Origin of the sequence: Sediminibacillus halophilus, assembly GCF_900103695.1 — a bacterium.
GTDB lineage: Bacteria > Bacillota > Bacilli > Bacillales > Amphibacillaceae > Sediminibacillus > Sediminibacillus halophilus.
This window is the reverse complement of record NZ_FNHF01000003.1, coordinates 549,794-561,822: the sequence shown is the minus strand read 5'-3', so window position 1 is coordinate 561,822 and position 12,029 is coordinate 549,794. Positions and strand designations below refer to the sequence as shown.

Here is a 12,029-nt window from a genome sequence, read left to right as displayed (position 1 = left end):
TTATTGCTCCTCCTTCTTGATGCTGACTTGCCCGCCATCAGTTAAGGTGAGCTGGCCTTTGACGACCACTGTATCCCCTTCAGCAACATCTGCTTCAATCGCTGTCACATCCGATTGGGTTTCGACTATTTCCACAGGCACTTCCACTGCCTGATCATCTTTCACAATATAGATGAATGATTTTCCACTGTCATCCACCAGTGCTGCAGTTGGAACAAGCAATGTATCCTTGACTACTTTTTCAGCCAATTGGACTACCGCAGTCATGCCCGGTTTGATATCATTGTCTTCATTTTCAAATGACAGCTCGACAGGATACAAGCCGGTATCGTCCGGAACCGACGCAGCATATTCAATCGTAGCAGTCAATTCTTTGTCCAAACTGGTAAACTGCACTTTCGCCTCATCGCTATCCTCAAATAATGCCAGGTCTTCTGCGGTTACGGTCACTTCCACTAATAGATTATCCAAATCGACTATGGTGACAAATGGTTCGGAGTTGGAGACCATTCCACCCTCGTTTGCTTCAAGCGAAGTAACTTCTCCGTCTGCAGGCGCTTCGATGTCGACGTTTCCCATCCCTTCCGCAGATTTGATGGTGGCAATGACATCTCCCTCTTCCACCTGCTCGCCTTTTTCCACTTCCAGCGATTCTACTTCACCGGGGGTCGGAGGAATAACGGGGGCTGTGGATTCGGGGGTTACCCTGCCATAAAATTGTTTATCCACGGACAAGTCCCCTTGTGTTATTTTCTCCACCTCAACGGGGGTGACGCTTTCTTCTTCTCCACTGTTATCAGTTTCCTGTTCAGAACAAGCTGCCAGTACCAGGGCAATTAGTGCCAGCAGCGGCCATGCGAATTTTTTCATGATTATTCTCCTCTCCATTTGCTGACATATGTATAATCCATATCCGACAGAGTATGCCGATATTGTCTAAAGTTCGGCCGTTAATGTCAAATCTTGCAGTCGAAGCAGCTCCGTGTTTTTTCGATTGCTTTGGTGCTTCATACTGAAAGAATTTCCCCACTGTGACTATACGACTTGGCGATGGTTTTGGTTTCAATTGATTTTTTGGGTAAATTTATTGCGAAAAACAGGCCATAATGACCAGTCAGTCGAGTCTTACTATATCACGTATCTGCCAGCATGACAATTACAGGGCATATTGGATAAAAGCGAAAAATATCCTGCCTCCTTTTTCGTGGTGGCAGGATATCGAATGCTTATGGATTATTGATTTTTGTCGTCTTCATTCATCGTGTCTTCATTGGTGGCATCATTGTTTTCATCGGTCAGGTCACCGGATTCCTGGTCTGTATCCCCTTGATCGTCCTGGTTGCCTTCCCCTTGATTTCCTTTGTCATCTGTGATGCCTTCGTCGGCGTTGTCCTCGTCCACATTGTTGTCGCCTTGATTCATGTCATCTTCATCATTGCCATTGTCCTCTACCGGTGCATCATTATTCTCTTCCGGCGGTGGATTGTCATTATCATTGTTACCGCAGGCAGCCATCAGCAGCAAGGCCAGCATGGACGCGCCTAACTTTAATAGCAAATGCTTTTTCATTGGTAAAACCCTCCTTTATGTTGTCTTCCATGTATAGCCTTCCCATTTTTCAAAAAAAGTTTCTAAAGTTTTTGTAAGGATGCACAAGCTTTGTCTCTTCTTATGAAGAGTTACCGGCCTGCTGTCTGGGAAAGTCTGAAAAAGAAACCTCTTAGCAAATGAGAACAGCTTACTCCTTTTCAGCACCTATCCCATTTGAGGGAATATGCCAAAGGACTCTTCCCTAGAATGCCATTCCCATAGAAAAAATATACATAGAAGGAAAAGAAGGAAGCATATAAGGAAGGAATAATAAGAAGAAACAGCGGGGATGAATAACGGAAAGAATAATGGAGAAGTAAAATGGGGTCAGAAAATGGGGTCAGAAAATGGGGTCAGTCCCCCAACACAGTAACACAAAATCGCGTTACCACTGTAAAGCGTTGGGGGACTGACCCCTCGAAGTTGTGTTATTGTTCTTGATCTTCTTGATCGGAATCGTCAGTCGTGGAGTCTTCGTTCATCGATGAGTCTTCGTCTGAACTGCTATCCTCTTCACTTTCTACATCATTTTCGGATGAATCACTGCCTTCGCGGTTCGGATCGCCCGTTCCGCCTTCTGTTCCATTGTCACTAGTGCCTTGGTCATTCTGGCTATCTGTGTCGCCCGAATTCCCATTGTCTTGTTCAATTTCACCGGTTTGCTGATCACTGTTTTCTTCCACGGGAGAGTCGGGAGACTGATCATCTTCCGGCGGAGGCTGCTCTTCATCTCCACTTCCGCAAGCAGAAATGATCGACAGCGCCAATACAGGTGCACCTAGTTTAAATAGTAAACGACTGTTCATGTTTCAGACTCCTCCTTGTTGTCTTTGCTTTTTTGCATCCGTCTGACGCAATGAATCGGTAAATTCTATCATGGTACACTATATCCCCATGGCCGGGAAGTTAAACCAGCGTCTAAAACGAAAATAGGGACAGTCCCTTCAGTGTGCCGATAAACGAAATTCGGCTGCAGGAGGGACTGTCCCTGGTGACTCCATCGTATTTATTTAATGGCGAACATGATTTCTGCTTCGCATGCCGTTTCGCCGTCGACGGTCGCGATCGCTTTTCCTTTTCCAATCGGCCCTTTTAGCTTAATGATTTCCACTTCCAGTCGTAATTGGTCACCTGGTTTCACTTGCCGTTTAAATCGACATTTATCAAGACCGGCTAAGAAGCCAATTTTCCCTTTATTCTCTTCTTTGTTAAGGATTACAACAGCCCCTACCTGTGCCAATGCCTCGACAATCAATACACCCGGCATGACAGGATAGTCAGGGAAATGCCCTTGGAAAAACGGTTCATTGATGGTTACATTTTTTTTGCCGACTACTCGCTTGCCCTCTTCGATTTCGGTTACTTCATCCACCAACAAAAATGGGTAACGATGCGGGATTATGTCCTTGATTTCATTAATATCCACTATTTCTTTCTCCTTTCATCCATCAGCGGGCAGAAAGCAACGTCTGTTTGATCAAAGATTTCTTTCTGCAACCTGCCTGTCTACTACAAAGTATAAAGAAAACTAGCTTTTCCGCCAAGCACCAGCAGAATCTTTTTTGTTTGAATCGTAAAAGCTAAAGAAAAGGTTGGCAAGTTTTTATAATTCTTTTGCCTAAACCAAATGTTTCAGGGAAATGGCAAGAAGGGAATGACTTTAATAGTTGGATAACTTATAGAGGAGGTAAAACCAGATGCTTTGGACCATATTGGGCATCATCCTGGCGATATGGCTGCTCGGCTTTATTTTTAACGTAGTCGGCGGCATTATCCATATCCTATTGGTGATCGCTGTCATCGTACTCGTTATAAAATTCATCCGCGGACGGACCACGTCTTAGCCAGGCTGATGATAAAGGGGACTGACCCCAAAAACCGCCCGAAGGCGGAAAAATCGTTGTTTTTGGGAATATGGGGTCAGTCCCCAACACGGCGAAAAAAGGGTGATCCTACTAAAAAAGCTGGGATCACCCTTTTGTTATTTATAAATTTTTTTTAAGAGTCGGTGCATATCTTCTTATTCTTGTTTGCCTGTTACGATGTTGACGATGTGCTCCCAGGTTGATACCTCCAGGGCCTCTGTAGGTTTTCCGTCTCCCAATACGCCATAGCCGAACATCAACCCGCAAATCAATGCCAACCCACACAGCACAAACACTACCACCAGCCGCAGCCAAATCGGAAAAATTCGGCGCCTCGCCTTTGGCAGTTTCTCTGTTCTTTTTTCCTTCTTTTGGTCCGAAGTTTCTTGTTTCTGCTCAGCAGACTTTTGTTGCTTTTTCTGCTGTTTTAACTCCTTGCGCTTGGCTGGACCTTGATTCACTTCTTTTGTTGGATTGTTCGTTTGCATGGCTTTGATGACTCCTTACTATTCATCTTCTGCGGCTTCTAAAACGATTGGATGCTTCTTCTCGAAATTACCGCAGTTGGTTTACCAATCCTGCCATTTGATCGCTCATGGAAATAGATCGGGCATTAAATTGGTAAGAACGCTGTGTCAGCAGCATATCAGTCATTTGCTTGGAAATATCCACATTGGAACTTTCCAGGGAACTAGTTTTCACACGCAAATCATTTTCACCGACTTGCTGAATGATTTCCCCCTCCTGGTAATTCAATGCGTCCAAGTCCGGAAGGCGGAAACTGTTATCCCCGGTTGGTTCTAACACGCGGGGACGTACCGCTTCGACAACCGCCAGTCTTCCTTCCGGTGCTGTTTGTCCGTTCCGAGTAACTTCAATTATTCCATTACCCGTAATGTGTATGTCTTCAAACCCGTCAGCAAAAGTCAACGGTCCGTTTTCTCCGATAATCGGATTGCCATCCTGATTGGTAAGCATAATCTGACCATTTTCCAACGGGTTCAAATAAAAGGAGCCAGCACGAGTAAACCTTGTTTCACTTACACCATTTTCCGTCACTTGCACTTGAAACAGCTGATCGTCATCAAGCAGTGCCACGTCCAGTGCCCTCCCCGTTTCCTGCAAGGAGCCGGCAGACAAGTCTGCATTGGTATGACCAAGCCTCGCGCCGGACCCTACCCGCAATCCATCCGGTGTCAGGCGGCCCTCAGCATTAGCCGGGTCTGATAAGTTGTCAATTTGTTGAAATAATAAGGAAGAAAAATTTGCCTGACGACTTTTATAACCATTGGTATTCGTATTCGCCAGGTTATTGCCGATCAGATCCAATTTGTTTTGCAACTGCCCCATCGTGACCGCTGCCTGTATCCCGATTCTGCTCATGCTAATCCCCCTATCTTACTCGGCCGATTTCATTGACGGCCTTTTCCATACTCGAATCATATGCTTTCAAAACTCTTTGATTGGTTTCGAATGAGCGGTATGCTTCCATCATGTCCGTCATCGACCGCAAGGAATCCACGTTGGAACCTTCCAGCATACCCTGCTGAACCGCAAAGGTGACGCCCGCTGCGGCTCTGGCATCAACAGCCGGACCGGCTCCTTCATCCATCCGGAAGACATTTTCGCCTTCCTTGATCAAAGAATTGGCATCCGCTGCATAAGCAACTCCCAGTGGGATATTTTGCCCGTCGATCTGTACGGTCCCTTCCTCTGTTACGTTAAATTCCATGTTGTTGGTCTGAATCGGATTGTCGGCTTGATCTAATACATAAAAACCTTGATTGGAAACAAGAAAGCCATCGCCGTCAACAGTAAAGTTACCATTCCGTGATAAGCGCTCTTCCCCTTCCCCATTTTGCAAGGTGAAGAATAGACTGCCGTTTTCATCAGGCAGATTCCCATTCACAAGCGCCATGTCCGTCGAGATACCAGTCTCTTGTAAATCTCCCTGGCTAAAATCCGGGATGTTTTCCTGTACATAGACACCTGAATTGATAGAGCCGATCGTCGTTGGCATCGCTCTGCTCAAGTTACGACTCGTCGGTACGTTCTGCTCTTCCATCCGCTGCAACAACAACTCAGGAAATGCCTTCAACGTGGCTTGATCCTGCTTATAGCCGGGCGTCTGTGCATTGGCAATATTGTTGGACAATGCCTCCTGCCTTCGCTGCTGCGCCAGCATTCCGGAAGCCGCTGTATAATATCCTCTTAACAAGATTCCTGCCCCTTTTTTCACAAACAGCTTAACGCCGTCTGCAATTTTATTCGTTATGCCACTTTCAGAGTGGTTTCCAAAATCACACGAAAAACTGCTTTTCCAGACATTTTTCGCAAAATCGTCAGTAGAAAACGGCCATTATACGATGCTTTTCTTATCGACCTTGTCGATGTTCTCCAGCATAATCCCTGTCCCTCTGGCTACACAATTCATCGGTTCATCCGCAAGCAGTACTGGCACTTTCAACTGATCGGCAAGCAATTGATCGAAGCCATGCAATAATGCACCGCCACCAGTGAGAATAACTCCGTGGTCGATAATGTCTGCCGACAGCTCAGGCGGGGTATGCTCTAATACCGTTTTGGCTGCCTGGACAATCATAGAGACCGATTCACGCAGCGCTTCTTCAATTTCCGCAGAATGAATGGTGATGGTACGTGGAAGTCCAGATACCATGTCGCGTCCGCGGATATCGATGCTTTCATCACGAGCTCCAGGGAATACTGTTGCTACATTGATCTTAATATCCTCTGCCGTACGTTCCCCAATCAACAGCTTATATTTTTTCTTCACATAATTAAGGATTTCATGGTCAAATTTGTCACCGGCCATCTTAATCGATTGAGCGGTTACAATATCTCCCATCGAAAGGACTGCTACATCTGTGGTTCCGCCACCGATGTCTACAACCATGTTTCCGCTCGGCTGAAAAATATCCATACCAGCTCCGATGGCCGCCACTTTCGGCTCTTCTTCTAAGTATATTTTCTTACCGCCAGATTTTTCGGCAGCTTCTTTGATTGCCTTCTGTTCTACCTTGGTAATGTTGGTCGGGCAGCAAATCAGCATCCGTGGCTTCGATAAAAAGCCGCGTGCGTTAATTTTATTGATGAAGTATCTCAACATCGCTTCTGTCACATCAAAATCGGCAATGACCCCATCTTTCAGCGGCCGAATAGCCTCAATATTGCCCGGGGTACGTCCGACCATGCGCCGTGCAGCGTCTCCCACTTCCAACACTTTTCCCGAGTTGCGGTCCATGGCAACTACCGAGGGTTCATTTAGTACGATTCCTTTTCCTTTTACGTGGATTAACACGTTCGCTGTCCCAAGATCTATTCCAATGTCCCTAGAAAACATGAATCTTGATCCTCCCTGCGTAATATTGATGCGTCGTATCCGTCCCTGAACACAATGCTACTAATGATATATTTTATCACAAATCTTTTCAATTAGTTAGCAGGAATCAAAAAAAATCTTGTTAATTTCCAATTTTTGCTGTGGAACGCTAGATACCAGCATATCGGAGTCTGACAAGGTCCGTACGGGAGTTTAGGGTCTTCCTGTATTTTGATGCGACATCCTATGCTAGATCAAAAGTTCTAGATTGGTTACATTGGATAAAAGAGGATCGGATTCCCAATGGGCTTGAGTCTTTTTTATGGCGGGTGTAATTAGATCGGCAATGGCATAAAAAGAAGGCTTCCGCCTTTGTGGGCGTCAGCCAGATTTACTGCATTCTATTTAGCTTACTGGTTCCGCAGGAGTATCTGCTTCAGTCGTATTGATGCTGTATTTTAATTTTGTCGCTTCGCCGCCGCGGAGATGGCGGATTGCTTTGTGGTGATCCAAAACCGTTTTTACTTCATTCGCCAGCTCCGGATTGATTTCCGGCAGCCTTTCAGTTAAATCTTTATGAACCGTGCTTTTTGATACCCCGAACTCTTTTGCTATCACTCTAACTGTCTTCCTGGTCTCTACAATGTACTTCCCAATCCTGATAGTTCTCTCTTTGATGTAGTCATGCACACCACTCGCCTCCCTGAGTTGTAAGTCCAAGGTGTGAAATTGAGACATAGGTGCTGAGAAAATAGTGACTGGAATATTCTATGTAAAAAGATACAAAGCGGCGCGGTTGTTATCTTCGATGTTTAGTGGAAAAGCCCCACAGTACGCTCACCTCAGACCATGCTTGAATGCTAGGTTTTTACCATTTTATTAAAACCAGTTCGCAATTATGATTAAATTAGCAAATTGGAGGGACAGTCCCCCACTACGCTGTCGCTTTAGCGCGACGCAGTGTTAGTTAGTTGGGGGACTGTCCCCTTTTATTTTTGTGCAGAAAAAAGCCTCCATCCAGGATGGAGGCCTTATCTATTTTAAAATAACTAAGGGGGTACATTTCTAACGAGTTCAGTTAAGAGGGAAGCATCTGGGATGCTATTTTTTTGTTTATTTTTAGTCTGCATGTTCCCTGCAGTAAAAATGGGCTGGTTGGTTTAGCCGGGGTTAGCCGATTTCACCGTACTCTGGATCGTAATGAAGAACAATCGGCTCGTCATCCACCGGTGCCTTGTCCTTGCCGTCTGCCAGGAATGCCGCTCCCGGTTGTACCAATGCAAATCCTACCACCAACACAAGCAATGCAACTAATCTTTTTACCATAAATAAAACCCTCCTAAAAAATTTTATTTATAAAAAGATTGTTCGATCCAGAAAGGTTGTTATGTAGTTTTCCAAGGAAGCTATTCTGGAAAAAGCAATCCTCTTACCAAAATAATCGTTTCAACAAATCCTTTATTTCAGAGGACAAGACGCGGATAAGATCAATTGGGGCGGGAACTGAATCCAAAGAGCCTCATCATGTCCGCTTGTCTTACTCCTCTTTAACACATTAAGCATCGTTTTTAAATCGACTGTTATTTATCGCCAATAACGGAAGGCGTGAGAAAAAATAATCACTTCTTTTTACAATAAAGTCGTTATAAGCACGAAGTAGTATTCCTTTATCCTGTTCTGCTAGACCAAGGTAGTATTTTCGAAAGGGAGATTCCAAGGAAATGCTTTTAAGGATTCTTTTTGCTTCTTCCATGTCTCCTCTGGCAATTGCCAAATGAGCTTGTTCACTTGGATCAGTGGTGGTAACTCCATCAACAACTCCAAAATGAGCCGAAATGAAGGGGTAATTTTGTTGTTCTATTGCCTTGATAAGAGTGGTTTTATTATAGAGAGTGGCGATACGTTTTGCTTCCTCCAAGTGATAGATACATTGGAGATAGTTTTCATATAAGTAGCTCAAGCCAAGGTGCATGTGAATATTTGCTTTTCTCTCCTGGCAATAAGGATAAGTTAAAACCTGAAATGCATACTTTCTTGCCAAAATCAACTCGTTTCTTTTCCAGTAGTATGTAAATAAGGTCTCATTGAGGCGGACGAAAAAGAGTGAGGTTAAAAAGGAATCTTCTATCTCGCTAATGAGTTCAGACTGGTGATCCAGGTAATCACCGAGTTTTTCAAATTCATTTAAGTCATAGTAGAGATAGATTTTCATAAATCCGACTAAACAATTCAGTTCTGCAATATTCGTTTTCATTTGATGTACTTTTTTCAGCAACTCGTGTTTCGGCTTGGCGCCTTGCTTGCGAAGGACGAAGAGTTCATAGAGGTAGGCCCATTTCCGATTAATAGGATTTATGCTTTGTTTATTTTGTAGAAGTAAAATATCCAATTCCTGAAAGAAACCATTCATATAAAGAAATTCCATGCCTGTCCTTTTCACATAGTCGGATGTCGAGTCCATGCAAAAAAGTCTTGTCATGTGAACGACCTCGTCCTCCGTGTGATCCATGCGAATAGTATTTACGTAGTCTTCTAAAGTCATGTGTTTATTTAACATGGGTTTCTCAACGACCCTTTCAATAAATTTACGTCGGGAAGGGCTTCTCGCCATATCATACCTCCTTCTTTCCTTACAAGATGCGAGTTAACTTGTCATCTTTATTTAATTATCGCATAAATATTACTTATTTCAACAGGAAAATACGAACATTAGTTCGACAATATATTACAAAATATTACAAATTTCTGACTTTTTCTACAATTTTGACTAGGTCTTTTTGCGCACGAAACCCCCCCGGTAAAATTACCGGGGGGGGTTTCCTATTATGCATTAGCCATTGCTGCGGAAGATTCACGATCTCCGGCCGAAGACTCCTCTGTTGAGCCGCTGTCATCGACATTTCCCTGGTCTTGTTCCGAATCTGTTTTTTCTTCGTCGGATTTAGTACCTTCCTCTGTCGAAGCATCCTGATCACTGTTTGTTTCTTCATCTGCTGTAGCGTCATTGTCCTGTGTGTCGTCTTTCTGATTTTGCTTTTCTTCAGAAGACTCAGCTTTCAGCTCATTTAGTTGCTGGTTGAAATACGATTCGGGATTGACTGGTGTATCACCCTGGCGCAGTTCAAAGTGGACATGTGTTCCACTTGCCTGGCCGAATAGATTTTTACCAGCTGTTCCAATAACGTCGCCTTGTTGAACCTTGGTCCCTGCTTCTACTGCTACCTCTTCCAGACTAGCATAGTAAGTAGTAACATCATTCTCGTGGGAAAGCTTGACCACATTACCCAAAAGTGGATCTTCTTTGACTTCCACAACTTCACCACTCAGAGAAGCAGTAACATCAAAACTTTCTCCTTCCGCTGCAGCAATGTCGACACCGGTGCTCTGATAGTACTTATTGTTGTATAGTACAAGTGCTTTTTCTTGATCTTCACTATCTGCACTATAGTCATAAAACTTTGTTACAATCTCGGCTTGTGCTTCTTCCTGCACCGGCATTTTGATTACTTCCTGCTGCTCCAACACTGGTTCGGCATCTTCACCCATATCAAATGGATTCTCGGAAATGCTGTCCATCTCGGAATCATTTTCCGCCTGCTCAGGGGTATCCAGGCTTTGATACCATAGAACTCCTGTTAAAAGCAATGCAGCCATCGTCAAGTAAAGTGCCGGGAAAAACCATTTCTTACGAAAGATACGTTTCCATCCATTTTTTGAAACGTTCTTGTTTTCCTCTCTCATGATCATCACCTCAGCTACCATTCTGAGCAGAAAATGAGAGATATATACATTTTAAAAAATTTTTTTATTAATTAATGTTCGACAAAAACCTGATTTTATACATCAAACAGAAAAAAAGGGGACTGACCCCAAAGCCGTTACCTAGTCAACAAACGGTGGTTTGGGGGTCAGTCCCCTTAATGAGGGATTTAGTGTCTACTTTACTTAAAAGCTGTTGCTTATGACCGGCATGGCAGCATTTTGGTTTTTGGGGGACAGTCCCCAAAATGGGGTTCGCTGTTTTTTTACTTGGGATGGGGTCAGTCCCTGTTTTTCTCCTTTTCCTCATTTCACCCTGTATTTCACGGTGGGAGGGACTGACCCCCCACTCACCGTCTGGAGCATCTCGATCTATTCTCATGAACCTATCTTCCTTTTTAAGAGTTGGAAGCGAGTTGGGGGGCGGTTTGGTCGATGTTGTTGATGTCTGCGCCCTTGTAATAGTATTGCAGGATTTGTTTATAGGTTTTGCCTTCTTTGGCCATGCCGTTGGCACCGTACTGACTCATTCCGATCCCATGGCCATATCCTTTAGTGGTGAAGATCAAATGATCTTTCTTTTGCTCGACTTCAAAGTCGCTGGAACGGAGTTCGAGCTTTTCTCGAATTTCTCTCCCAGAGAAGGATTTGCCTCCAATAGTTATAGAGGCGACTCGATGGCTTTTTGTCCGTTCGATTTCTGCTGCAGCTGCAGCATTGGTGTCAATTGTGATGCCGAGTGCCTGTTCCACTTCTGCAGTGGTGAATATTTGCTGATCTAAATATTTTGGTGACTCTTTATCCCATGGACTGGCGACGCTTCGTAAATAAGGGAGCTCTCCTTCCCAGTAGTTTTCCGAGTCCTCGGTGTAACCATTGCTTGTCGAGAAGAATGCTGGTGTAATCGGCTGGTCTTCATAGGTCACAATTTCCCCTTTGGTTTCTGCAACTGCTTCGACGATTTTTTTCATTTTCCAGCTGTAATCTGAACTCCAAATTTCACGCAGCTCTTCTTCATTTTTGTACACTTGATGTTGGACAGTATCGGTAACATCGGCGCCTTTCGGGTTTTCATCCGGGTCTAACGTCAAGTGGTTGACGATATACGTTCTTGCAGCCAATGCCTGAGCTTTCAACGCCTCCAATTCAAATTCTGCAGGCATTTCCGAGGCCACAACGTGGGTGACATACTCCTCAAGCGGGACGGTTTCCACCTCCTCTGTGTTGGAGCGGTACACTTTTACCGAAAATGGTGAATCCTCCTTCTTAAGGCTAACCTGCTCTGCTTCAGGTTTTTTGTCGACAGATTGCTTCGCTGTGCCGCCAGCCTGGATGAACGGAGCTACAATCAACGTTGGCACCACTAAGATGATAATGATCAGGCTGGATGCTAAAATCATGCTAGGACCTCTCCATTTGATGGTCGATGCTTGCTTTGATTTCTTCATTGGCGGCCTCCTTTTCTAGTTTGTCTA

Annotated in this window: 14 protein-coding genes; 1 reads left to right on the top strand and 13 read right to left on the bottom strand. The window is 44.4% G+C overall.

What is annotated here, in order from left to right:
* The 4 genes from BLR82_RS13170 to fabZ form a co-directional block, all read right to left on the bottom strand.
* Positions 1 to 870 carry an efflux RND transporter periplasmic adaptor subunit gene (locus BLR82_RS13170; RefSeq protein ID WP_074599920.1) on the bottom strand — a complete coding sequence of 290 codons (870 nt, stop codon included), beginning with the start codon at positions 868 to 870 and terminating at the stop codon, positions 1 to 3.
* A gap of 363 nt (positions 871 to 1,233) precedes the next feature.
* Positions 1,234 to 1,569: a hypothetical protein gene (locus BLR82_RS13165; RefSeq protein WP_074599919.1), complete on the bottom strand. Its 336-nt coding sequence runs from the start codon at positions 1,567 to 1,569 to the stop codon at positions 1,234 to 1,236.
* Between the two features lie 449 nt (positions 1,570 to 2,018).
* Positions 2,019 to 2,396, bottom strand: coding sequence for a hypothetical protein (locus BLR82_RS13160; protein ID WP_074599918.1), 378 nt, complete (start codon positions 2,394 to 2,396; stop codon positions 2,019 to 2,021).
* A gap of 200 nt (positions 2,397 to 2,596) precedes the next feature.
* A complete protein-coding gene (gene fabZ / locus BLR82_RS13155; protein ID WP_074599917.1) occupies positions 2,597 to 3,019 on the bottom strand; it encodes a 3-hydroxyacyl-ACP dehydratase FabZ in 423 nt (140 codons plus the stop codon).
* A 268-nt stretch (positions 3,020 to 3,287) separates the two neighbouring features.
* Here fabZ and BLR82_RS20825 point away from each other — a divergent pair, with 268 nt between their 5' ends.
* Positions 3,288 to 3,434: a lmo0937 family membrane protein gene (locus BLR82_RS20825; RefSeq protein WP_139186963.1), complete on the top strand. Its 147-nt coding sequence runs from the start codon at positions 3,288 to 3,290 to the stop codon at positions 3,432 to 3,434.
* 176 nt (positions 3,435 to 3,610) lie between these two features.
* Here the strand turns inward: BLR82_RS20825 and BLR82_RS13150 are convergent, their stop codons facing one another.
* From BLR82_RS13150 to spoIID, 9 genes are all read right to left on the bottom strand, one after another.
* On the bottom strand, positions 3,611 to 3,943 hold the full coding sequence (locus BLR82_RS13150) for a DNA-directed RNA polymerase subunit beta (protein WP_074599916.1): 333 nt from the start codon (positions 3,941 to 3,943) through the stop codon (positions 3,611 to 3,613).
* A 67-nt stretch (positions 3,944 to 4,010) separates the two neighbouring features.
* Positions 4,011 to 4,838: a flagellar hook-basal body protein gene (locus BLR82_RS13145; protein ID WP_074599915.1), complete on the bottom strand. Its 828-nt coding sequence runs from the start codon at positions 4,836 to 4,838 to the stop codon at positions 4,011 to 4,013.
* A 10-nt stretch (positions 4,839 to 4,848) separates the two neighbouring features.
* Complete coding sequence (locus tag BLR82_RS13140) at positions 4,849 to 5,673, bottom strand: flagellar hook-basal body protein (protein ID WP_074599914.1); 825 nt, start codon at positions 5,671 to 5,673, stop codon at positions 4,849 to 4,851.
* A 141-nt stretch (positions 5,674 to 5,814) separates the two neighbouring features.
* On the bottom strand, positions 5,815 to 6,816 hold the full coding sequence (mreB, locus tag BLR82_RS13135; RefSeq protein ID WP_074599913.1) for a rod shape-determining protein: 1,002 nt from the start codon (positions 6,814 to 6,816) through the stop codon (positions 5,815 to 5,817).
* Positions 6,817 to 7,200: 384 nt separating this feature from the next.
* Positions 7,201 to 7,485, bottom strand: coding sequence for a sporulation transcriptional regulator SpoIIID (gene spoIIID, locus BLR82_RS13130; RefSeq protein ID WP_074599912.1), 285 nt, complete (start codon positions 7,483 to 7,485; stop codon positions 7,201 to 7,203).
* Positions 7,486 to 7,965: 480 nt separating this feature from the next.
* Positions 7,966 to 8,121: a hypothetical protein gene (locus BLR82_RS21085; protein WP_175486809.1), complete on the bottom strand. Its 156-nt coding sequence runs from the start codon at positions 8,119 to 8,121 to the stop codon at positions 7,966 to 7,968.
* Positions 8,122 to 8,350: 229 nt separating this feature from the next.
* Complete coding sequence (locus BLR82_RS13125) at positions 8,351 to 9,406, bottom strand: AimR family lysis-lysogeny pheromone receptor (RefSeq protein WP_074599911.1); 1,056 nt, start codon at positions 9,404 to 9,406, stop codon at positions 8,351 to 8,353.
* Positions 9,407 to 9,618: 212 nt separating this feature from the next.
* The gene (gene spoIIQ / locus BLR82_RS13120) at positions 9,619 to 10,536 is read right to left on the bottom strand and encodes a stage II sporulation protein SpoIIQ (RefSeq protein WP_074599910.1); all 918 of its coding nucleotides are present in this window, start codon (positions 10,534 to 10,536) and stop codon (positions 9,619 to 9,621) included.
* A gap of 416 nt (positions 10,537 to 10,952) precedes the next feature.
* Entirely contained in the window at positions 10,953 to 12,002 is a 1,050-nt protein-coding gene (spoIID, locus tag BLR82_RS13110) for a stage II sporulation protein D (RefSeq protein WP_074599908.1), read from the bottom strand.
* Between the last annotated feature and the right edge of the window lie 27 nt (positions 12,003 to 12,029).